Genomic DNA, 21,199 nt, shown 5'->3' on the forward strand with positions numbered 1-21,199 from the left:
CCCCGATGCATCCCCCTGAAGTCACTGACAAAAATAGAAGGCTCCATGTGTCCACAGCAGCCTTTCGCAAGCCGCCATTTGAAATCATACCATTTATGGAATATTTTTAAATCGTAATGATTGTATATTTTGCTATTATACATCCCATGGAAGCAACAACCCCGATCTCAGCGCGATGACCCAATTCCTATATGACTCGCTAGCGAAGAGAATCGTTTTCTGGGTCAGTCTGATTCTAGGCCTCACTGCCACAATGGCCGCAATCGGCCTGCTCCTTATCCGTGTCCACTATATGCACGAAACCGACACGCAGTTGGAAAATATGGTCGAAACGCGCCGGACCTATGCCGAGTTCAGAACCACCTTCGGCTATGGCGGTTTCATCCACAATTTCAAAAACTACGTCCTCAGGGGTAGTCCGGCCTACCTGAGACGCGCCAATGAACAGATGCACCTGGCCAAGGAGCTTTGGGCCAAGACCGAAGACCGCATTCCCGGATTTTTTGCCGAAAAGGCGGATATCACCACCATGCTCCGGAATTACACCGCGGCCCTTACCACCGCGAACACGGTGCCCTGGAAGCGCACCGGAGCACTGGACCCGCTGGTGAAAGTGGATGACCTACCCGCCCTCAGGGCCATGAAAGCCCTTTCCACCTATATTGCGTCCTATATCCGGAAGACGAGCCTGGCCCGCCACAGCACGGAAAATATCCTGGGCCTGTGCCTGGAGTTCGCCGCTTTCACGCTGCTCATCAGCCTCTTCATCAACTATCTGAACCGGTCTATCCGGCGTGAGCGCGCCGAGATCATGGAGAGAGAGCAGGAAGCCCAGCACCGGGTCATACGCCTGAGAGCCCGAAAGGATCTGTTGGAGTTGCAACAGGCCCAGGCGGAAAAACTGGGCGGTTTCGGCACCTGGGTCCTCAACCTGGATACATGGGAGGTTCAGTGGTCGGACGGCGTTTTCGCCCTGCATGGCCGCTCGGTCAACGCCAAAGTCCCGACGGGGCCTGCTTCCGCCAAATATTATTCGGCTGAGACCCGCAAGCAGATGGCGCGCTATATCCGCTACGCGGCCCGGGAAAAAACAGGCTTCACCTTCAATTTCGATCTAACGCGCGAGGACGGACAAAAAAGGCGGATCGCCAGCAGCGGCCAGTTTGCCAATCATATGGGACACCGGTATCTGGTCGGCGTTTTCCGGGATATCACCAACACCGAAAACGTCGCGCCTGCCCAACCGGCGTTCGAGGTCTGGACTGCGGCGCCTTGAGGCTCAGGCACGCGGCCGGGTGAACACCCATGTGTCAGCGTCCGACTGGCTGGGGTCATACTTATACCCCTCCAGGTCGAAGGCCTTCAGCTTTTCGGGTTCCGTGATGCGGTTGTCGATGACATAGCGGGTCATCAGCCCCCGGGCTTTCTTGGCCAGGAAGGAGATAACCTTGCCTTCCCCGTTCTTAACCTCCTTGAACACAGGCGTGATCACCCGCGCCTTCAGGGCCTTCTGCTTGACCGCCTTGAAATATTCGCCCGATGCCAGGTTGACGATAACCGGATCGGCCTCGCCCTCCAGGTCATCGTTCAGGGCTTCAGCGATACGGTCCCCCCAATAGGCATAGAGGGTTTTGCCCTTATCGGTCGCGAACTTGGTCCCCATCTCCAGCCGGTAGGCCTGCATGAGGTCAAGCGGCCGCAGCAGGCCATAAAGCCCCGACAGGATGCGGACATGACTGTCGGCAAAAGCACGCCCCGCCTGATCAAGCGTGTCGGCATCGAGCCCGACATAAACATCGCCCCTGAAAGCATCAAGCGCCGGGCGGGCATTCGCGGGCGTGAAGGGCGTCTTGAACGCCTTAAAGCGACCGACATTCAGCTCAGCGAGCGCGTCCGAGATGCCCATCATACCCTTGAGGTCTTCGGACTTGAGCTTGCGGGCATAGCCGACCAGCTCATTCGCTTCCTTCATGAAGCGCGGTGGCCGGGCATCCTCGGCATAATTCTCGCGTTCGAAATCCAGTTTCTTGGCGGGGGATAAAACAATCAGCATGGAAACTCCGGGTGTCGCGTTTGGGGCCATCTCCATGGTTTATAGCGTCCTCCCCCCGAAAGGCAAAGCCGTGACAGACGGAACCAGCGCGCACGACAACTGCAGAACACCGCCAAGCCCGCAGAAATTAAGGACTTTCATTAATTTCAAGCCAAGCAGAATCTAGTTGCAAGGGGGACTGATATAGGGAACAAACGGACCCAACGTGCCACCAAAAGGCCGAAAAACATCAGTGCCAATGAAGGACGCCCCAATGACCAAGACCCGGAAAGACTTTCGCCGGAAATTTATCGGCAACCACCGCCTGAGCCCTGAATCCCAGATGATGGGCTATGGCTACGACCCGATGCTGTCGGAAGGCGCCCTCAAGCCGCCCGTGTTCATGACCTCCACCTTCGTGTTCGAATCCGCCAAGGCCGGTAAAGATTTCTTCGAACTCGCCTACGGCAAGCGCCAGGCGGCCGAAGGCGAAGAACCGGGCCTGATCTATTCCCGCATCAACAACCCGGACCTTGAAGTGCTCGAAGACCGGCTTGCGCTGTGGGAAGACGCCGAGAAGGGCCTGACCTTCTCCTCCGGCATGGCGGCCATCTCCACCTGCCTGTGGGCTTACCTGCGCCCCGGCGACGTGATCGTGCATTCCGCTCCGGTTTATGGCGGCACCGAATATCTGATCCGTAACATCCTGCCGGCATTCGGTATCCAGTCGGTGGAATTTGAAGCAGGTGGCGATGAGGCGACCCTCGCCCCGGCAATCGAACAAGCCAAAAAACTGGGCCGTGTGGCTGTCATCTACACCGAAACCCCGGCCAACCCGACCAATGACCTGGTCGACCTGCATATGTGCCGCGACCTCGCCGATAAGCTAGGCGAAGAACAGGGGCACCGTCCGGTGGTGATGACCGACAACACCTTCCTCGGCCCGCTGTGGCAGAAGCCGCTCAGCCACGGCGCCGATATCGTCATCTATTCGCTGACCAAATATGTCGCCGGTCACTCGGACGTGGTGGCAGGCGGGGCCGTGGGCGCCGCCGACGTCATGGCGCCGGTTGCCGGGTTCCGGACCATCCTCGGCACCATGTGCGACCCCCACACCGGCTGGCTGATCATGCGCTCGCTTGAAACCCTCAAGATCCGCATGACCGAAAGCGCCAACAACGCCCGCAAGATTGCCGAATATCTGCGCGACCACCCGAAGGTCAGCAAGGTGCATTATCTCGGCTTCCTCGAAGAAAGCGATCCCTGCTATTCGATCTTCCAGGAACAGTGTGGCGGCGCGGCTGGTTCCACCTTCGCCTTCGATGTCGACGGTGACGAAGCTGCCGCCTTCCGGGTGCTGGACAATCTCAGCATCATCAAGCTGGCTGTCAGCCTCGGCGGCACCGAAAGCCTGATGGAACATCCGTTCGCCATGACCCACTCGGACGTACCCGACGATGTGAAGAACCGCCTTGGCATCACGGAAAGTATGCTCCGCATTTCGGTGGGTATCGAGAATGTCGATGACCTGATCGCGGACCTGTCCCAAGCGCTGGACAGCATCTAAACCGGCCTCATCCGGATAGGTTTTCAAGTTGGTTTCAAACGAAGGGTTCGCCAAGGCGGGCCCTTCTCTTTTCTGTGAGCAGCCTGCCTGATGCTTGACCGTTCCAGACAACAGCCTATGGTACGATTAATAAGCTCACGATAAGAGACGGTAATGTCGAAACCTGTCGACCTGACACTTGAATCACCTTACCGGTTGCTCCGTCCTTTGTTGCAAACCGCTGACAAATGGCTGCAGCCCCGGCTCAATGCCGAAGGGATGCTGGAGCGCAGCGCTTTCACCCCGAATGACATCCGGGACTTCATTTCCAACGCTTCCCTGTTCGATCTGATCATCAAGGACGGCAAACTTGTGGACTTTTATGCCCGCGTACTGGCGACCCACGTCGCCAATGACCTGCATGAAATGACCGGGCAATACGGACGGGAAAGCCTGCCCCCTGAACTATTCCGGCGCTGGCTGGCCATCGGGCAATATGCCATCGACCTCAGGAAACCCTTTTGCGCCCGCGCCTCGGTTCTCGGCCGCCAGAACAAGCGCACCGAAAATCTCGTCATCCCGGTCATCAAGGATGGCGCCTTCACCGAGCTTCTGGTGTTTTCGGAATATTGGTACGAGCGGATTTAACCCAGCCCGCGCAAGAAAACCTGCCCCGCCGGGAAAGACTAGGCCGGCGCCCCGCTTACGCTTGGGTAATTACACGGTCCGACGGCAGGCGGATGGTAAAGGTGGAGCCCTTCTCAGGCTCGCTTTTCAGGGAGATCGTACCCCCATGCATGTCGACAAAGGCCTTGACCAGCGACAGCCCGAGCCCTGTGCCTTCATGGCTGCGGCTAAGCGCCGAAGCCGAGCGCACGAACGGCGAGAAGACAAGCTCCTGCTCCTCGGGCGAGATACCGATCCCCTTGTCGGCGACACGGATGATCATCTCACCGCTTTCATGGTCCATCGCTGCGGAAAGCATGACATTGCCATTGCCCTGCGGCGTGAATTTCACCGCATTTGACAGAAGGTTGAGAACCGACTGCTTGAGGCGGAGACGGTCGCCCTTCACCTTCGGCAGGTCTTCGGGCACATCCATGGCAACGCTGAAGCCCTTCTGCGATGCCTGGCCGGAAATAAGCGCCTGGCTTTCGTTGAAGAGGCGCACCATATCCACGTCTTCATCTTCCATCTTGAACTGACCAGCCTCGATTTTGGCAAGGTCGAGCACTTCGCCGAGAACGTCGGACAGATGCTCGCTCGACGACCGGATGTCCTGCAGATATTCGCGGTATTTCTCATGCCCGATCGGGCCGAACATCTGGTCCGCCATGATGGAGGAGAAACCGATGATGGCGTTCAAGGGGGTCCGAAGCTCGTGGCTGACGTTCGCAAGGAACACGGACTTGGCGCGGTTGGCGGCTTCGGCCTGCTCCTTGGTGACAATCAGCTCCATCGAGGTCTTCTTGGTGCGCTCAACCTCCTGCTCCAGCTCCCACGATCGCTTCCTCAGCGCTTCCTCGGATGAAGACAGCGCCTTGTTGGTCGACCGGAGGTTATCGAGAAGCACCTGCACGGCATCGAACGACAGGTTGGTCTGGGCAACCAGCAGGCCAAGCTCATCCTTCTTGTGGCGCCGGTGCACGCTGATGCGCTGCTCGCCCGGATGTTCGGGGTTGATGCCGCTCATCTTCTCCACGATCTGCACCAGCGGCTTGGTCAGCCCCTGGTGGAAGGCGAAATAGAGCAGGATCACGAGCAGCATGTTGCGTACTAAACCGGACAGGAAAGTCGTCACCGCCCGCGAGAAGAAAGGCTGAAGGCCGATGGCCCGGTCGACGGTCACACGCAGGCTGCCCGGCCGCTCGGCCATCGTATCCGGCAGGTTGAGGCGGAAGGTATATTCCTTCACGTCATCCACGAAAATACGTGCATAGTTGATGCTGGGCGTCCCCAGACGGCTGGTATCCTTCTTGGCACCCGCAAGCACAGAACCGTGGTCATCAAGGATCGCGGCGGCGGAGACATAGTCATACTGCATCAGGCCGGAAACAACCTCCTGCGCGAGGTCGGAATCGAGGATCAGCACGGCACGGGTCGCGGCTTTTTCAGCCACCTGCAGGCTTTTCAGCACCTTCTGGTCCAGAAGGCCGCCTTCTTCGATATAATCGAGATAAACCTGACCGGCAGACAGCACCAGACCCACGGCAAAGGCAATGATCACCGCTGTCCTGGCCATTTTGAAAGATATGCGGTCTGACCAGTGCAGCTGCAACGACGATCCCCTAATATCTTGCCTGGATACCCAATTCCATTGAGCGCAAGAAGACTAAAAACTTAGTTAACCAAGCTTGAATTTAAACTGGTTTCCCCCAAAAGGGGAAGTCCTCATTACCATTCGCCGACATTCGGCATGGACGCCCATGGTTCCTTGGGCTCAAGCCGTTTCCCAGCCTGCAACAACTCGATCGAAATCCCGTCGGGGCTGCGCACAAAAGCCATATGGCCATCCCGCGGCGGCCTGTTGATCACGACGCCCTTATCCATAAGACGTTGGCAAAGATCGTATATATCGTCAACCGCATAAGCGAGGTGACCGAAATTCCGGCCGCCTGAATAGTCTTCCGCGTCCCAATTGTAGGTCAGTTCCACCTGCGCATCCTCATTGCCGGGCGCGGCGAGGAACACCAGCGTGAAGCGGCCAGCCGGAACCTCATGGCGGCCCACTTCCGTAAGGCCGAGCTTGTTGCAGTAGAAATCGAGCGATTCGTCCAGGTCTTTCACCCGGACCATCGTGTGCAGATATTTCATAACCGGTCTCCTTTTCGGGGCGGGTTGGGGAGATCAGGCGAAAACCTTCGCCATCAGATCTTCAAGGCATTCCTTGTCAGTGTCATCAAAGGCGCCAAACTTGGTGGAGTCGACATCGAACACGGCGATCAGGCGGCCCGTGCCATCATGGACCGGCACGACGATCTCGGAATTGCTGCGGCTGTCGCACGCAATGTGGTTTTCAAGCGCATGAACGTCTTCCACCACCTGGGTTTCACCGCTCTCCGCCGCCATGCCGCACACGCCACGGCCGAAAGCAATGCGCAGGCAGCCGAGCGTCCCCTGGTAGGGCCCGACCACTAGCTCGCGCTCCTTTTCGGGGTCGACGACATAGAAGCCGGTCCAGAAATAGGTGTCGGCAAATGCCTGCGACAGAAGGCAGGATACCGTCGCCATGCGGGCGGTCACATTCGTCTCACCGTCCAGAACGGCGAGGATGTCCCCGCTGACGGCCTCATAAATTCCACGCTTGTCCATATGCCCAAACTCATTGTGCTTATTCTGGGGTATCGGTCAGGCCGGAGGTTGGGTTATCCCCGCATCCGGCCGGTCAGCTTTTGGGTTTAGGCAAAGGCATCCGGCAATGCAAGCAGTCGCACAAAAGAGATGGTCACAATGCCGCGATAGGACGGCGCCCGCGGGCGGCCAGCGCGATCGGTAACCCGACGAGGCAGCAATGGGCGAACAAGGCCCCGAGAAAATACCCGCCGTGGGGGATCCGGATCATGCCGATGGCCGACAAGGGCATCACCACAAGATACATCACCAAGAAGAGACCAAGCCCATAGGCCATGCCCCACAAGGGTGTCTTCTTCTGCAGGAAGCTGAGCCGGTCATAGGCGGCGACGAACACCGCCGCCATCACCAGGGCCATGGCGAAATGCAGAAGCCCGCCCTGAAGTGCCGTTCTTATCCCGCCATCATAGGTGGCGCGGCCATAAAGCCCGCCCGCGACCGATTGGAAAATGCGCACCGGCGGCACGCCCTTGAAGCCATAAACGATGATGGCATAGCTGATATCGAGAAACCCGGCGACAAGCCCCCCGGCCAATACGCGCGTGATCATGGTCATGCGTCCCTCCCCTTCAGAGATGCCCTGCCATCATAGCGCGGAAGAGGGAAAAGATCGCCTAAACCTTAGATTCAGTCCTTGCGGAGTGGCAAAAGCGTCCTCCCTGTGAGAGGCGTGGCGGCAAACCTGCGCGGAGGTCCGCCGCCACATTTTTTCTAGTGGCGGCCCACGATCAACCGCTTGGCCATCATGCCGACCAGCATGGCCCCGACGACCCAAAGCGCCGGCATGGCATGCAACCCAACGGCCGAAACGGCAGGACCGGGGCAAAAGCCAGCCAGCCCCCAGCCAATCCCGAACACTGCGGCGCCACCGACGAGCCGGGCATCGATCTTGTTATCGAGAGAGACATAGAACTTGTCGTCGCACATCGGACAGGCCCGCTTGAGCACGAAACGGTACCCAATCGCGGTGACCATCAGCGCCCCGCCCATGACGAAGGCCAGCGTCGGGTCCCAATGGCCAGTGATATCGAGGAAGCCAATCACCTTGTCCGGATTGACCATCCCCGACAGCGTGAGACCGACCCCGAACCCGAGACCGGCAAGCAAAGAGGCGATCAGTTTCATTGGCCGCCTCCCACAAGGCCGACCACATAGACGGTCAGGATCCCTGTCGCCATGAAGGTCAGGGTGGAGACGATCGACCGGCGCGACATACGCGCGATGCCGCAAACGCCGTGACCGCTGGTGCAGCCGCCCCCTACCCGGGTGCCGAAACCGACCAGCAGGCCACCTGCAACCATCAGGCCGAGCGAATGCGGAAAGCCGATTTCAGGCACGCCGCCGGTCACAAGACGAAACAGGGTCGGCGCCAGCAGCAGGCCAATGAGGAACGCCAGCTTCCAGGCCGATTCCCCGGCTTTCGGGTCCAAGAGCCCTTCAATCATGCCGCTGATGCCGGCGATTCTCCCGGTCGTCGCCATCAGAAACACGACAGACAGGCCGATCAGGCCGCCGCCCGCCAACCCCATAACATACGAATGTTCAAACACTTATAACTTCCTTTTCCCAACATTCCCACCAAACACTTTACATTTTACGTAATTGATATATGTAAAGTGATAGTCATTAAATTCACATGGAGGCTCTCTGGATCATGACCCATCATGAAGACCAAGAAAACGACGCGCCGACCCGGCCCATCCGCCTCAATGATAAAGCCCCTGTTTTCGCCGCACGCACCACGATGGGCGTACGCTGTCTCAGCGATTATTGGGGCAAATGGCTGATCCTTTTTTCACACCCGGCGGACTTTACCCCGGTTTGCACCTCCGAATTCATCGCCCTTGAAAAAGCCGCAGACCGCTTTCGCGATCTCGACTGTGAACTGCTTGGCCTTTCGGCTGACAGCATCTACGCTCACCTTGCCTGGATACAGAACATCGAAGAACGTTTCGGCGTGCAGATCAGCTTCCCAATCATCGAGGACCTCTCCCTCGCCGTAGCGGAAGCCTACGGTATGATTGACGCTTTCTCAACAAGCACGTCGACCATTCGCTCCGCCTTTTTCATCGACCCCGAAGGCATCGTGCGGGCGCTTATCCATTATCCGATGAGCGTGGGGCGTTCGGTCGATGAAATGCTGCGCGTCCTGGCCGCCCTTCAGGCGACAAGCCAGGGCGATCTCGCCACCCCGGAAGGCTGGCAGCCGGGCGACAAGCTTCTGCAGGTACCGCCGACCACGGTTGAGGCGCTCCGGTCCCGGGTGCCGCAAGCCACAGGCAATGGCCGTGACTGGTACTATGTGGAGAGCTCGAAATGACTGAGCCCGCCGCCCTCACGGACATCCGTCAGAATGCTGAAGAAGTGGCGGGTCTTCTGAAGACCCTGTCGCACCCCAACCGGCTATTGACCGCCTGTACCCTGATGGACGGCGAAAAATCGGTCAGCGATATTGAACGCCTGACGGGTGTCCGCCAACCCGGCCTTTCGCGGGAACTGGCCCGTCTGCGTGACGAAGGCCTAGTCACCACCAGGCGGGAATCGAAAGCCGTTTTCTACCGGCTCGACGACGACAGGCTGGAACGCCTCGTGAACGCCCTGTGCCTGACCTTCGGCACAGGGACCATTACCGGCGGCAAGCCCGTCTCGGCCGAAACATTATCGGAAATGCTGCTCAAGCCGGATGCCGCGCCGACCTTTCCCAAGGTCACCGGCAAAACACGCAGCCGGATAAGACTGAGCCCCGACCCCTACCGCAAAGAATAACCGACGCTAAACCCCTCAAAGAAACATGCCCCTTAGACTTTAAGAAAGTGTGGGCCACGCGCCAGGAGATAATCCATGACCCCGCAAGTCAAAGCCTTCTTCGACAAGGACACCTTTACCGTGAGCTACGTGGTGTCCGACCCGGAAACCAAGAAATGCGCCATCGTCGATTCCGTGCTCGACTTCGCCCCCAATTCGGGCCGGACCAGCACCAAAAGCGCCGATGAGATCATCGCCTTCATTGAGGAAGCCGGCCTGACAGTGGACTGGATTCTCGAAACCCACGTCCATGCCGACCATATGTCCGCAGCCCCCTACCTCAAGGAAAAGCTGGGCGGCGCGCTCGCCATCGGCACCAACATCACCGTTGTGCAGGATGTCTTCGGCAAAGCGTTCAACGCCGGGACCGACTTCCAGCGCGATGGCAGCCAGTTCGACCATCTGTTCAACGATGGCGACAGCTTCAAGGTTGGCAACATCGAGGCCCGCGCCCTCCACACGCCCGGCCACACCCCCGCCTGCATGACCTATATCATCGGCGATGCCGGCTTCGTTGGCGACACCCTCTTCATGCCGGACTATGGCACCGCCCGCTGCGACTTCCCGGGCGGCAGCGCCGAAACGCTTTACGCCTCGGTCCAGAAAATTTTTGCCCTGCCGGATGAGACCCGTCTCTTCATGTGCCATGACTATAAGGCCCCGGGGCGTGACACCTACGCCTGGGAAACCACCGTCGGCGAGGAGAAGACCAAGAATGTTCATATTCATGAAGGCATCAGCGCCGCAGAGTTCGCAGAGATGCGCAACAAACGCGACGCCACGCTTGATATGCCGCGCCTCATCCTGCCGTCCGTGCAGGTCAATATGCGCGCGGGCGACATGCCCCCGGCAGAAGACAATGGCATCCGCTATTTGAAACTGCCGATCAACCTGTTTTAACGGCGACTAGGAGAGCCCCACCCCATGACTGTAAAAAAAGTAACGCCGGGCCTTTCGGTTTCGCCGCAAATCAGTGAGCAGGACATCAGCATCCTGGCCGCCCAAGGTTTCAAGGGCATCATCAACAACCGCCCGGACGGTGAAAGCATGGGCCAGCCGAGCGCTGCAAAAATGGCTGATCTGGCTGCCGAACATGGCATGGACTACCGCCATATTCCGATCCGCCCCGGCCGCATGACCAAGAAGGACATCAACGCCTTCGGTCGCGCCATGGCCCAGATGAAAGGCCCGGTGCTGGCACACTGCCGTTCGGGGATGCGGTCGATCAGCCTGTGGGCGCTTTCCGAAGCCGGGCACCTGTCCACCGACGCCATCCTCAAGACCGCGGCATCCGCTGGCTATAACCTCAGCGCCCTCCGCGGCACGATTGAAGGCATGACGGCGGGCAGCGCTGACACCAAAGGCCGGGCCAAGAAGGTGCCCGAGGCCGAGCGCCATGCCCACGATGTTGTCATCATCGGGGGCGGCGCCGGCGGCATCGCCGCTGCAGCCAGCCTGCTTAAGCGCCGCGCGGACCTGGACATCGCCATCATCGAGCCCAAAGAGGTTCATTATTACCAGCCCGGCTGGACCCTGGTCGGCGGCGGCGTCTTCAGCCGTGAACAGACGAAACGCCCGCTCGCGGATGTCCTGCCCGCAGGCACGACCTGGCTGCATGGCGCGGTGGCGGAATTCCTGCCCACCAAGAATGCCGTGGTCCTCGAAGACGGTGAGAAAATCTATTACAAGACCCTCGTGGTTGCCCCGGGCCTGAAGCTCGACTGGGACAAGGTCGAGGGCCTGACCGACACGCTAGGCAAGAACGGCGTAACCTCAAACTACCGGTTCGACCTCGCCCCCTATACCTGGGAGCTGGTCACCGGCCTCAGGAACGGCCGCGCGCTTTTCACCCAGCCGCCGATGCCGATCAAATGTGCGGGCGCGCCGCAGAAAGCCATGTATATGGCGTGCGACCATTGGCGCCGCGAGGGCCGTCTCAAGGATATCGACATCAATTTCCACCTGGCAGGTGCCGCGCTTTTCGGCGTCGCCGACTATGTCCCTGCCCTGATGGGCTATATCGAGCGCTATAACGCCCACCTGCATTACAAAGAAGACCTGATCGCGGTCGATGGCGCGAAGAAAATCGCCACCTTCGCGGTGACCGATGACGCCGGGAACGTCACCCAAGAAACGCGGGAATTCGACATGCTCCATGTCTGCCCGCCGCAAGGGCCGCTCGATGTCATGAAGGGCAGCCCGATCGCCGATGCCGTCGGCTGGGTCGCCGTCAATAATGAAACGCTGCAGCACCAGAAGTATGGCAATATCTTCTCGCTCGGCGACAGCTGTTCCGCCCCCAACGCCAAAACCGCCGCGGCCGTGCGCAAGCAGGCGCCCGTGGTTGCCCACAATGTGCTCGCCGTTCTGGACGGCCAGGCCCCCGGCGCGCTTTATGCAGGTTACGGCTCCTGCCCGCTGACGGTGGAACGCGGCAAGGTCGTCCTCGCCGAATTCGGCTATGGCGGCAAACTGCAGCCGACTCTGCCGCGCTGGCTGATCGAAGGCACCAAGCCGTCCAGCATCGCCTGGTTCCTGAAGGAAAAGCTGATGCCGTCCATCTATTTCGACCTGATGCTCAAAGGCCGGGAATGGCTGGCGAAACCGCAGGTGCTGAGCCATGCGCCGCTCGCACATGACGCGTCAGACGCTTGCGATTTCAAAGACAAAAAATAACAATGATGGCAGCAGTTCCCCTGCTGCCATCGTCCTTTACAGGCGAGAGAAGGATATATAGCCCATGAAAGCGGCTTCCACCCTCAAGCGTTTCTTCCCCATTCTCGAGTGGGGAGCGGCTTACAACAGCCGGGCGTTTGTCAGCGACATCACGGCGGCCATCATCGTCACAGTCATGCTGATCCCGCAGTCGCTTGCCTATGCCATGCTTGCTGACCTGCCGCCTGAAGTCGGCCTCTATGCCAGTATGCTGCCGCTTGTGCTTTATGCCATCTTCGGCACCGGACGGGCGCTGGCGGTCGGCCCCGTAGCCGTGATCTCGCTGATGACAGCAGCCGCTATATCCCATGCTGCGCCCGGAAGCGGCATCGGCTATGTCGAAGCGGCGATGGTCCTCGCGCTCCTTTCCGGCCTGATGCTTTTGGTGATGGGGCTGATGCGCCTGGGGTTTCTGGTGAATTTCCTCAGCCACCCGGTGATTTCCGGCTTCATCGTCGCCTCCAGCATCCTGATCGCGGTCAGCCAGTTCAAATATATCCTCGGGATTACATCGAGCGGCAGCACATTAATCGAGCTTATTGAATCGCTTTCCGCCCAAATCGGCAAAACCAACGTGCCTACCCTGATCATCGGCACCGCCAGCATGGCGGCGCTGTTCTCAACCCGCTCCCGCCTGAAGAAGATGCTCCTGTCCATCGGCGTCAGCGAAACCTGGGCCGGGCCGCTTGCCAAGGGCGGGCCCGTCGCGGTGGTTATCATCACCACCCTTATCACCGCCGTTTGGCATCTGGACCAAAGCGGCGTGCCTGTGGTTGGCCAAGTGCCCGTGGGCCTGCCGTCCGTGACCGTGCCGCATCTCGACATGGCGCTGATCACCCACATGGCCAGCTCGGCCTTTCTGATCAGCCTGATCGGCTTCGTCTCCTCGATTTCCGTGGCACAGACCCTGGCTGCCAAACGCCGTCAACGCGTGGACCCGGACCAGGAGCTTGTCGCCCTCGGCATCGCCAATATCGGCGCGGGCGTGACCGGCGGCTACCCGATAACCGGCGGCTTCGCCCGGTCGGTCGTCAATTTTGATGCAGGGGCCGAAACCCCGGCGGCTGGCGCCTTCACCGCCATCGGCATCGCCGTCGCCACCATCTTCCTGACCCCGCTTCTGTATTTCCTGCCCAAGGCGACGCTGGCCGCGACCATCATCGTCGCCGTGCTGTCGCTGATCGACGGCAAGGTGCTTCTGCATACCTGGCGCTATTCGAAGCGCGACTTCGCCGCCACCGCGACAACCATTGTCGTGACCTTGATCGCCGGAGTCGAACTCGGTCTGATCGCAGGTGTGGTTTTATCGATCGTGCTGCACCTTTACCGGACAAGCAAACCGCACTGTGCTATCGTCGGAATCGTGCCAGGAACCGAGCATTTCCGTAACATCCTGCGGCATAATGTCTTGACGAATGATACGGTGTTGACCCTCCGGGTTGATGAGAGTTTGTATTTCGCCAACGCCCGGTTCCTTGAGGACAAGGTCTATGATTTGGTGAGTGCGAACAAGGCGCTCAAGCATGTTGTCCTGATGTGCCCGGCCGTTAACGAGATCGATGCCAGCGCTCTTGAGAGCCTGGAGGAGATCAACAGCCGCCTGAAGACCTCAGGCGTCACCTTCCACCTGAGTGAGGTCAAAGGGCCGGTGATGGATCGGCTTGAACGGTCCAGCCTGCTGCAGCACCTCACAGGCAAAGTATTCCTTAGCCAGTATAAGGCCATCGAAGAATTGGCCCCCGATCTGGCCCGTACAGCCCAAGCGGCGGAGTGACCCCAGCTCCGCCAGATCAAGGAGTAAACAGATGGCTGATTATTTCAGCGCTGAATTCCTAGCACGTTCACAATTTGCCTTCACTGTCGCCTTCCACATCATCTTCCCCGCCTTCTCCATCGGCCTCGCCTCCTACCTCGCCGTCCTTGAAGGGTTATGGCTCAAAACCGGCGACAACGCCTACCTGACCGCCTTCAAATACTGGATGAAAATCTTCGCTGTCGCCTTCGGCATGGGCGTGGTTTCCGGCCTGGTGATGAGCTACCAGTTCGGCACCAACTGGTCCGTCTTCTCCGATAAGGCCGGCCCGGTGATCGGCCCGCTGCTGGGCTATGAAGTCCTGTCCGCCTTCTTCCTGGAAGCAGGCTTCCTCGGCATCATGCTGTTCGGGCTCGAACGGGTCGGCAAGCGGCTGCATTACACCGCCACGCTGATGGTGGCCTTCGGCACGCTCTTCTCCGCCTTCTGGATTTTGAGCGTGAACAGCTGGATGCAGACGCCGGCGGGCTATGCCATCAACGACGCAGGCCAGTTTGTCGCCGCCGATTGGTGGGAGGTGATCTTCAACCCGTCCTTCCCCTACCGGCTGGTTCATATGGTGCTGGCAGCCTACCTGACCACCGCCTTCGTGGTCGGCAGTGTCGGCGCCTGGCACCTTCTGAAGGACAAGGACAACCGCCCCGCGCGCATCATGTTCTCCATGGCGCTTTGGATGGCCGCCATCGTCGCGCCGATCCAGATTTTCGCCGGTGACCAGCATGGCCTCAACACGCTGGAGCACCAGCCCGCCAAGGTGGCCGCGATGGAAGGTCACTTTGAGAATGACGGCCCTGTGCCGCTGCTGCTGTTCGGCATCCCGAATGAGAAGACCGAGACCGTGGATTACGCGGTCGAAATTCCGCATCTCGCCAGCCTGATCCTGACCCACAGCATGAACGGCACCATCAAGGGCCTGAAGGAATGGCCGAAGGACGAACGTCCGCCGGTGTTCGTGGTCTTCTGGGCCTTCCGGGTTATGGTGGGGCTTGGGCTTCTGATGGCCGGGCTCGGCATTTGGGGACTTGTCCAGCGCTTCCGCGGCAAGCTTTATGACACGCCGCTTCTGAAGAAAGCTGCCGTCGCGATGGGCCCCGCCGGTTTCATCGCCGTGGTCTCAGGCTGGATCGTCACCGAAGTCGGCCGCCAGCCCTATACGATCTACGGCCTCCTGCGCACCGACCAGTCCATGTCGCCCATTGGGGCACCGGCTGTCGGGACATCGCTTGCCGTGTTCGCAGCCGTTTACTTCATCGTGTTCGGTACCGGGGTCTTCTACATCCTGCGCCTGATGCGCCAGACACCGAGTGAGGCCACGCACGGTCCGGACAGGGGTAAACCTACCCGGGTCGCGTCCACCGCCGCCTACCTCGAAACCACAGACGCAAAAGAATAGGAGCCAGCCATGATCGACCTACCGCTCATCTGGGCTTTCCTGATCGCCACCGCGATCCTCATCTATGTGCTGCTTGACGGTTTCGACCTCGGCATCGGCATCCTGTTCCCGTTCCTGAGGCGTGACCAGGACCGCGATGTCGCCATGAACACGGTCGCCCCAGTGTGGGACGGCAACGAAACCTGGCTGATCCTCGGCGGTGGCGGCCTGTTCGCCACCTTCCCGCTGGCCTACTCGATCCTGATGCCCGCGCTTTACGCCCCGGTCATCGCCATGCTGATCGCGCTCATCTTCCGCGGTGTGGCGTTCGAGTTCCGCTGGCGGAGCGAGAACCACCGCGGCCACTGGGACTTTGCCTTCACCGCGGGGTCCATGGTCGCCGCCTTCTGCCAGGGCATCGCGCTCGGTGCTTTCGTGCAGGGTATCCATGTCGAAGGCCGCGCCTACGCCGGTGGCTGGTGGGACTGGCTGACCCCGTTCAGCCTGCTGACCGGTGTCGCCCTCGTGGTCGGCTACGCGCTTCTGGGCTCCACCTGGCTCGTCATGAAAACCGAGGGCACCTTACGGAAACAGGCGGTGCGCTATGCCACCATCACCGGTGTTGGCACCGTGCTGTTCATCGGGCTGATCAGCGGCGCGACCCTGTCGCTCGACCCACGCTTCATGGAGATCTGGTTCTCCTACCCGGCGGTTCTTTATACCGCGCCAGTGCCGATCGCGGTGATGGCCGCCGCGCTGTGGCTGTGGCGCAGCCTCAAGAAGGGCGCCGACTATAAGCCGTTCCTGGCGGCGGTCACGCTGTTCGTGCTGTCCTTCATCGGCCTCGGCATCAGCCTGTTCCCGCATATCGTGCCGCTTAAAGTCACGATCTGGGAAGCAGCGGCGCCGGACAAGAGCCTCGGCTTCCTGCTGGTGGGGACGGTGGTTCTGCTGCCCATCATCCTCGGCTACACCGCCTACGCCTACTGGATTTTCCGGGGCAAGGTGAAACAGGGCGAAGGCTATCACTGATGACCGGCCCCACCCCAGACGAACGCCCGCTATCCAAGAAGCTCCTGTGGTTCGCAGGGCTTTGGGTGGCGGGTGTCCTGACCGTAGGCGTGGTTGCCTACGGTCTGAGGCTCATCCTCTTCTGATAGCTTAGCGCTGGGCGACGGCGGTGCCATCCTGAATGCGGTCGCCGGGGTAAAGCACGACCTTTTCCCCGGCCTTCAGGCCGCCTTTGATCTCGGCTTCCAGGTTATTGCGTTCGCCGACCTCGACCTCCCTAAGCCGGGCATGGCCGTCATCGACAACGAACACCGACCAGCCGCCACCGTTGCGGAACAGGGCGCCGAGCGGCAGCTTGAGCACATTGCCGTCAAACAGCACCACGCGCACATCGACCCGGTAACCGTGGCCGAGCCGGTGCCAGCTTTCCGGCGGATTGACGAGATCGAGGATCACGTTCACCCGCTGTTCTTCAATGCCGAGCGCGGAGACCTTGGTATAGCCGAAGGGTTCGATCCGGCGTACGCGCGCCTCCATATCGGGGCCGCCCCAGCCGGTAATGATCGCCTTCTGGCCCGGGCTCACGAGCACCGCGTCTTCCGACAGAAGGTCCACGGTCAGTTCCAGGTTTTCAGGGTTGCCGATCTCGATAAGCGGCGTCCCAGCCGCAACCACGCCTTCGCTTTTATGGAAAATCTGCAAGATCACGCCGCTCACGGGCGCCTTCACCGGCACGCAGTCACAGCCTTTCTGCTTGCTGTCGATATCCTTACGACTGAGAAGCCGTGTGCGTGCCTGCGCCAGTTCATGTTCGCGTACCTTCAGGGCTGCCTTGGCACTTTCGAGACTGGCTTCGGCGACCTTGCGGGCACGCACTGCATCATCGAGCGTCCGTTTAGAGATCGTCCCGTCCTCGATAAGCCCGCGGGCGCGGGCCAGTTCCTCATTGGCGAAGGCCAGCGTTGCCTGCGCTTTGCCCACATCGGCTGACGCCAGCTTCTCCGCCGCTTTCGCCGCCTCTACCGCCGCCTTCTGTTCGGCTTCGGACCGGACATCCAGAAACGCCGGTTCTGCGGGCTGTATCTCGGTCAGCTCAGTTTCCCCGGCCTTGACAGTATCGCCCACCAGCGCGTCGATCCGGGTCATCTCGCCCGTCAGCGGTGCATCAAGCGTATAGACATCATGGATACGGGTCTTGCCCTCCTTGTCGATGGTGACAAGAAGCCGCCCCTGTTCCGCCTTGGCCATATCCACCAGCACCGGCTGCGGCCGCATCGCATAAACAATGCCCGCAATGAGCACAGCGGAAACGCTGCCCCAGATCACAAGCCGCCGTCGTTTGATATCCACGTCTGTCACTCCCTAGTTTTCAGGACCGCGATGAGGTCCAAATGGTCAAGGCGCTGCCGCACCAGTGCCGCACAGAGGATTGTGGTCACCAGCGCGATAATTGCCGCCATGCCGTATGTTTGATCGGTTACCGCAAGCGGCACCCGGTAAAGCTCGGTCGCGAAGGCGTTCGACATGTACCACGAGAGAAGATAGCCAATGACGAGGCCGAGCGGAATGGCAATCCAGGTCAGAAGCCCGATCTCACCGAGCAAAATATAGCTGATTTCCCACCGGCTGAAGCCGAGCACCCGCAGGGTCGCCAGCTCGCGTGCGCGTTCGGACAATGCAATTCGCACCGAATTGTAGGTCACCCCGAATGACAGCGTCATCGCGAAGACGACGAAGAAACCCGTGAAGATATACATGGTCTCGCCCATGGTCTGGTGGAAGGTGTCGATCGCGGCCTGCCGGAACAGGATGGTGGCCACATTGGGGATTTCGGTCAGCCTGAGCAAAAGCTCCGCCCGCTTGTCGCTATCGATCGAGATGTGATAGCCGCTGACCACCCGGCCGTCCTGCATCAGCCGGTTGAGGGCCGGGAGGCTCATATAGGCAGGTCTACCGATATCAGTATCGAAGATGCGCGCCACCGTGAGGTCCACAACCGGGCGCCGACCTTCGAGTATTTCCACCTTCACCTTGTCGCCGCGCTTAACATGCAGCATGTCCGCCAGCGTGAGGGACATGGCCACCCCGCCGGGCGGGACCGGGATAACCTTTTCGGTGTCGGTGTCGTAAACAGGGCTGAGAAAAGCGCCCTTAGGAACCCCGAAAATGCCCTGACGCACCGAAGCCCGGCCATGGCTGAACCGCGCGGGCACCATGCGGAACGGTTCGGTCGACAGCACACCCGGCAGGTGCCGGATGGCTTCCTCCGCCACTGCTGGTTTGAGGTCATTGAAGCTGAGCGATGCATCCTGATGCTGACCATATTCGAAGAAGGTCGTCACCATGGAATCAATGGCATCGAGCCACTGAAGCGACAGCACCAGCACCGCTACCGACATGGCAAGGCCAAAGCTGGCGAGGAAGGCCCGCACCGGCCAGCGTACGATGCGGCGGAAGACCATCCGGGTCGGTTCATCCAGCGCCTTCGAGAATATGCTGCGCGAAAGCCAGCCGCGCCTGTAAATGGGCGGCGCCTCCGCCTGCATGGCGGCGGCGGGCGGCAGCTTCACAGCTTTCGCGACCGAGGTCATGCTTCCTGCGAGCGCAGAGATAAGGCTGACCCCTGCCGCCAGCACAAAACTCGCCGGGCCCGGCCGGTACAAGAGGAAGGGGAATTTGTAGAAATCGGCATAAAGCTCGGTGTTGAACTTGCCCATCCAAGCCCCAAGCCCGAAGCCAAGCAGCACGCCGATGCCAGCGATCACCATGACCATCTTGGCATAATGAAAGCCGATGGCGGTGTTGGTATAGCCGAACGCCTTCAGAAGGCCGATCTCCCGCCGCTCGGTCGCGATAAGGCGCGCCATCACCATGTTGGTGAGGAAGGCCGCCACCGCGAGGAAGATGGCGGGCAACAGCTTCGACAGGTTCTTCTGCTGCTCAATCTCGCTCATCAGGAACCAGTTGGAAATCTGGTCCTTGCGGCCGTAAGCCCCAGTGCTGCCATAGGGCGTGAGCAGCTTGTCGAGCTGGTCGATCACCACCTGGCTGTTGGTGCCGTGCATCAGCTTGAGGGTAACGTTGTTGAAGCTTTCCTTGAGGTCGAACGCGGCTTCGAGCGCGCGGCGGCCCATCCAGATAACGCCGAAGCGCTTGTCATCCGGCATCAGGCCCCCGGGCGCGATGGCATAAACAAATTCAGGGCTGAGCGCGATCCCGACCACATCGAGCGTGCGCTTGCGGCCACGAAGGACCGCATCGAAACTATCCCCCGGCTTCAGGTTATGGGCATCGGCGAAGGGTTCCGAAACCACCACCTCATCGGGCCGGTCGGGCTCCGCCAGTCTTCCGGCGCGCAGGACCAGCACGTTCATGATCTGCGGCCCGTATTTGGGCAGGGAGAGAACCTCGGCGCTTGCGGGTTCCGGGAAGTCCTTCATCTGCACGGTCGCGACCTGGACGATGCGGGTTTCCACACTCTGTACACCCGGAATGTCGGCGATCTCATGCCGCAGGGCCTCCGGCGCGCGCTTGACGGTCGCGAACACGTCGGCAAAGCGGTAGCGATCATAATAGGCGCTTGTCGTGTCCTCGAGCGCTTCGATGGTGGTGAGCGACATGATGAGGAGCGCAGCCCCGGACGCGACCACAAACGCGATCGCCAGCACCTGCATCTTCAGGCGCCAGAGGTCTCGCAGCAGTTTGCGGTTTAGGGGCGTAAACAGCATTACCAGGCCAGCTCCTCAGGTCTTATCCGGGTCTTGTTGACCTTGGTGCCCGCGATACGGCCATCCGCGAAGGACAGCACGCGGTGGGCGGTGTCAGCGATGACGGCGTTGTGGGTAATGAGCGCGGTGGTCGTGCCCAACTCCTCATTCACGCGCATGATGGCCTCGAGGACCAGGATGCCGGTTTTACTATCCAAGGCACCGGTGGGCTCATCACACAGCAGAAGGTCCGGCCGTTTGGCGATGGCACGGGCGATGGCCACCCGCTGCTGCTCGCCCCCTGAAAGCTGGGCGGGGAAATGGTCCAGCCGCTCACCGAGGCCGACAAGCTCCAGCGCTTCCTCAGGCCGCATGGGGTTGGTGGCGATTTCGGTCACCAGCGCCACATTCTCACGCGCGGTCAGGCTGGGGATCAGGTTATAGAACTGGAACACGAAGCCGACATGTTCGCGCCGGTAAAGATTGAGCGCCTTGTCGCCGCCTTCGCTGAGGTCGTGGTCCCTGAAAACCACCTTGCCTTCGGTGGGGACATCCAGCCCGCCCAATATATTGAGAAGCGTCGACTTGCCACTGCCGGACGGACCCAGAAGGACGATTAGCTCGCCCTGGTAAAGGTCGATGTCCACGCCCCGGAGCGCCTGCACCTCAACCGCCCCCATATGGTAGACCTTGGTCAGCCCCCGTGCCTCAAGGGCGACAGCAGCGTGGCTATCGTCATGCTTTCCGGCGCTTAAATCAGACGTCGTCGCTGTCACGGCAAAATCCTTATCGGGCTTATAATATGGGCGACCGACAACAGCAGCCTTCCCCCGTTTTCCATAAAACT

21 protein-coding genes are annotated in these 21,199 nt (G+C 60.1%); 11 read left to right on the forward strand and 10 right to left on the reverse strand.

What is annotated here, in order from left to right:
* The first annotated feature begins 253 nt into the window (after window positions 1-253).
* Window positions 254-1,276 carry a hypothetical protein gene (locus K6118_RS10920; protein ID WP_247120384.1) on the forward strand — a complete coding sequence of 341 codons (1,023 nt, stop codon included), beginning with the start codon at window positions 254-256 and terminating at the stop codon, window positions 1,274-1,276.
* A 3-nt stretch (window positions 1,277-1,279) separates the two neighbouring features.
* Here K6118_RS10920 and yaaA read toward each other — a convergent pair whose 3' ends face one another.
* Complete coding sequence (gene yaaA, locus K6118_RS10925) at window positions 1,280-2,053, reverse strand: peroxide stress protein YaaA (protein ID WP_247120385.1); 774 nt, start codon at window positions 2,051-2,053, stop codon at window positions 1,280-1,282.
* Between the two features lie 253 nt (window positions 2,054-2,306).
* Here yaaA and K6118_RS10930 point away from each other — a divergent pair, with 253 nt between their 5' ends.
* Entirely contained in the window at window positions 2,307-3,599 is a 1,293-nt protein-coding gene (locus tag K6118_RS10930) for a cystathionine gamma-synthase family protein (RefSeq protein WP_247120386.1), read from the forward strand.
* 153 nt (window positions 3,600-3,752) lie between these two features.
* Window positions 3,753-4,226 carry a hypothetical protein gene (locus K6118_RS10935; protein ID WP_247120387.1) on the forward strand — a complete coding sequence of 158 codons (474 nt, stop codon included), beginning with the start codon at window positions 3,753-3,755 and terminating at the stop codon, window positions 4,224-4,226.
* A gap of 55 nt (window positions 4,227-4,281) precedes the next feature.
* Here the strand turns inward: K6118_RS10935 and K6118_RS17555 are convergent, their stop codons facing one another.
* The 6 genes from K6118_RS17555 to K6118_RS10965 form a co-directional block, all read right to left on the reverse strand.
* Window positions 4,282-5,805, reverse strand: a complete 1,524-nt coding sequence (locus K6118_RS17555) for a sensor histidine kinase (protein ID WP_247120388.1) — start codon at window positions 5,803-5,805, stop codon at window positions 4,282-4,284.
* A 167-nt stretch (window positions 5,806-5,972) separates the two neighbouring features.
* A complete protein-coding gene (locus K6118_RS10945; protein WP_247120389.1) occupies window positions 5,973-6,392 on the reverse strand; it encodes a VOC family protein in 420 nt (139 codons plus the stop codon).
* Between the two features lie 33 nt (window positions 6,393-6,425).
* The gene (locus K6118_RS10950; protein ID WP_247120390.1) at window positions 6,426-6,890 is read right to left on the reverse strand and encodes a GAF domain-containing protein; all 465 of its coding nucleotides are present in this window, start codon (window positions 6,888-6,890) and stop codon (window positions 6,426-6,428) included.
* A 133-nt stretch (window positions 6,891-7,023) separates the two neighbouring features.
* A complete protein-coding gene (locus K6118_RS10955) occupies window positions 7,024-7,485 on the reverse strand; it encodes a hypothetical protein (RefSeq protein ID WP_247120391.1) in 462 nt (153 codons plus the stop codon).
* A gap of 155 nt (window positions 7,486-7,640) precedes the next feature.
* The gene (locus tag K6118_RS10960; RefSeq protein WP_247120392.1) at window positions 7,641-8,054 is read right to left on the reverse strand and encodes a YeeE/YedE family protein; all 414 of its coding nucleotides are present in this window, start codon (window positions 8,052-8,054) and stop codon (window positions 7,641-7,643) included.
* Window positions 8,051-8,479, reverse strand: coding sequence for a YeeE/YedE family protein (locus tag K6118_RS10965; protein WP_247120393.1), 429 nt, complete (start codon window positions 8,477-8,479; stop codon window positions 8,051-8,053). The genes K6118_RS10960 and K6118_RS10965 overlap by 4 nt, the downstream gene beginning before the upstream one ends.
* 104 nt (window positions 8,480-8,583) lie before the next feature.
* Between K6118_RS10965 and K6118_RS10970 the strand changes: the two genes are divergently transcribed.
* The 8 genes from K6118_RS10970 (at window position 8,584) to K6118_RS11005 (ending at window position 16,791) form a co-directional block, all read left to right on the forward strand.
* Window positions 8,584-9,249: a peroxiredoxin gene (locus K6118_RS10970; RefSeq protein ID WP_247120394.1), complete on the forward strand. Its 666-nt coding sequence runs from the start codon at window positions 8,584-8,586 to the stop codon at window positions 9,247-9,249.
* On the forward strand, window positions 9,246-9,695 hold the full coding sequence (locus tag K6118_RS17630; RefSeq protein WP_247120395.1) for a metalloregulator ArsR/SmtB family transcription factor: 450 nt from the start codon (window positions 9,246-9,248) through the stop codon (window positions 9,693-9,695). Before K6118_RS10970 ends, K6118_RS17630 begins: the two co-directional genes overlap by 4 nt.
* Window positions 9,696-9,770: 75 nt before the next feature.
* A complete protein-coding gene (locus K6118_RS10980) occupies window positions 9,771-10,634 on the forward strand; it encodes an MBL fold metallo-hydrolase (RefSeq protein WP_247120396.1) in 864 nt (287 codons plus the stop codon).
* Window positions 10,635-10,658: 24 nt separating this feature from the next.
* The gene (locus K6118_RS10985; RefSeq protein ID WP_247120397.1) at window positions 10,659-12,410 is read left to right on the forward strand and encodes a bifunctional protein tyrosine phosphatase family protein/NAD(P)/FAD-dependent oxidoreductase; all 1,752 of its coding nucleotides are present in this window, start codon (window positions 10,659-10,661) and stop codon (window positions 12,408-12,410) included.
* A 64-nt stretch (window positions 12,411-12,474) separates the two neighbouring features.
* Window positions 12,475-14,223 carry a SulP family inorganic anion transporter gene (locus K6118_RS10990; RefSeq protein WP_247120398.1) on the forward strand — a complete coding sequence of 583 codons (1,749 nt, stop codon included), beginning with the start codon at window positions 12,475-12,477 and terminating at the stop codon, window positions 14,221-14,223.
* Window positions 14,224-14,254: 31 nt separating this feature from the next.
* The gene (locus K6118_RS10995) at window positions 14,255-15,655 is read left to right on the forward strand and encodes a cytochrome ubiquinol oxidase subunit I (protein WP_281500750.1); all 1,401 of its coding nucleotides are present in this window, start codon (window positions 14,255-14,257) and stop codon (window positions 15,653-15,655) included.
* Window positions 15,656-15,664: 9 nt separating this feature from the next.
* Window positions 15,665-16,666: a cytochrome d ubiquinol oxidase subunit II gene (gene cydB, locus K6118_RS11000; RefSeq protein WP_247120399.1), complete on the forward strand. Its 1,002-nt coding sequence runs from the start codon at window positions 15,665-15,667 to the stop codon at window positions 16,664-16,666.
* Entirely contained in the window at window positions 16,666-16,791 is a 126-nt protein-coding gene (locus tag K6118_RS11005; protein WP_247120400.1) for a DUF2474 family protein, read from the forward strand. Before cydB ends, K6118_RS11005 begins: the two co-directional genes overlap by 1 nt.
* Window positions 16,792-16,795: 4 nt before the next feature.
* On the opposite strand, the gene K6118_RS11010 is transcribed toward K6118_RS11005, so the two are convergent.
* The 3 genes from K6118_RS11010 to K6118_RS11020 are packed head-to-tail and all read right to left on the reverse strand — an operon-like array spanning window position 16,796 to window position 21,032.
* A complete protein-coding gene (locus K6118_RS11010; protein WP_247120401.1) occupies window positions 16,796-17,995 on the reverse strand; it encodes an efflux RND transporter periplasmic adaptor subunit in 1,200 nt (399 codons plus the stop codon).
* Window positions 17,996-18,000: 5 nt separating this feature from the next.
* Window positions 18,001-20,373, reverse strand: coding sequence for an ABC transporter permease (locus K6118_RS11015; RefSeq protein ID WP_247120402.1), 2,373 nt, complete (start codon window positions 20,371-20,373; stop codon window positions 18,001-18,003).
* Window positions 20,373-21,032, reverse strand: a complete 660-nt coding sequence (locus tag K6118_RS11020) for an ABC transporter ATP-binding protein (RefSeq protein ID WP_281500773.1) — start codon at window positions 21,030-21,032, stop codon at window positions 20,373-20,375. The genes K6118_RS11015 and K6118_RS11020 overlap by 1 nt, the downstream gene beginning before the upstream one ends.
* Window positions 21,033-21,199 lie beyond the last annotated feature (167 nt).

The sequence above is a fragment of the Kordiimonas marina genome (assembly GCF_023006325.1).
Taxonomy (GTDB): domain Bacteria; phylum Pseudomonadota; class Alphaproteobacteria; order Sphingomonadales; family Kordiimonadaceae; genus Kordiimonas; species Kordiimonas marina.

What these genes read in the sequence shown, in the direction of transcription:
- K6118_RS10920 (WP_247120384.1), top strand. Translation starts at nt 254, where the DNA reads ATGGCCGCAATCGGCCTGCTCCTTATCCGTGTCCACTATATGCACGAA.
- yaaA (WP_247120385.1), bottom strand. Translation starts at nt 2,053, where the DNA reads ATGCTGATTGTTTTATCCCCCGCCAAGAAACTGGATTTCGAACGCGAG.
- K6118_RS10930 (WP_247120386.1), top strand. Translation starts at nt 2,307, where the DNA reads ATGACCAAGACCCGGAAAGACTTTCGCCGGAAATTTATCGGCAACCAC.
- K6118_RS10935 (WP_247120387.1), top strand. Translation starts at nt 3,753, where the DNA reads ATGTCGAAACCTGTCGACCTGACACTTGAATCACCTTACCGGTTGCTC.
- K6118_RS10945 (WP_247120389.1), bottom strand. Translation starts at nt 6,392, where the DNA reads ATGAAATATCTGCACACGATGGTCCGGGTGAAAGACCTGGACGAATCG.
- K6118_RS10950 (WP_247120390.1), bottom strand. Translation starts at nt 6,890, where the DNA reads ATGGACAAGCGTGGAATTTATGAGGCCGTCAGCGGGGACATCCTCGCC.
- K6118_RS10955 (WP_247120391.1), bottom strand. Translation starts at nt 7,485, where the DNA reads ATGACCATGATCACGCGCGTATTGGCCGGGGGGCTTGTCGCCGGGTTT.
- K6118_RS10960 (WP_247120392.1), bottom strand. Translation starts at nt 8,054, where the DNA reads ATGAAACTGATCGCCTCTTTGCTTGCCGGTCTCGGGTTCGGGGTCGGT.
- K6118_RS10970 (WP_247120394.1), top strand. Translation starts at nt 8,584, where the DNA reads ATGACCCATCATGAAGACCAAGAAAACGACGCGCCGACCCGGCCCATC.
- K6118_RS17630 (WP_247120395.1), top strand. Translation starts at nt 9,246, where the DNA reads ATGACTGAGCCCGCCGCCCTCACGGACATCCGTCAGAATGCTGAAGAA.
- K6118_RS10980 (WP_247120396.1), top strand. Translation starts at nt 9,771, where the DNA reads ATGACCCCGCAAGTCAAAGCCTTCTTCGACAAGGACACCTTTACCGTG.
- K6118_RS10985 (WP_247120397.1), top strand. Translation starts at nt 10,659, where the DNA reads ATGACTGTAAAAAAAGTAACGCCGGGCCTTTCGGTTTCGCCGCAAATC.
- K6118_RS10990 (WP_247120398.1), top strand. Translation starts at nt 12,475, where the DNA reads ATGAAAGCGGCTTCCACCCTCAAGCGTTTCTTCCCCATTCTCGAGTGG.
- K6118_RS10995 (WP_281500750.1), top strand. Translation starts at nt 14,255, where the DNA reads ATGGCTGATTATTTCAGCGCTGAATTCCTAGCACGTTCACAATTTGCC.
- cydB (WP_247120399.1), top strand. Translation starts at nt 15,665, where the DNA reads ATGATCGACCTACCGCTCATCTGGGCTTTCCTGATCGCCACCGCGATC.
- K6118_RS11005 (WP_247120400.1), top strand. Translation starts at nt 16,666, where the DNA reads ATGACCGGCCCCACCCCAGACGAACGCCCGCTATCCAAGAAGCTCCTG.
- K6118_RS11015 (WP_247120402.1), bottom strand. Translation starts at nt 20,373, where the DNA reads ATGCTGTTTACGCCCCTAAACCGCAAACTGCTGCGAGACCTCTGGCGC.
- K6118_RS11020 (WP_281500773.1), bottom strand. Translation starts at nt 21,032, where the DNA reads ATGGGGGCGGTTGAGGTGCAGGCGCTCCGGGGCGTGGACATCGACCTT.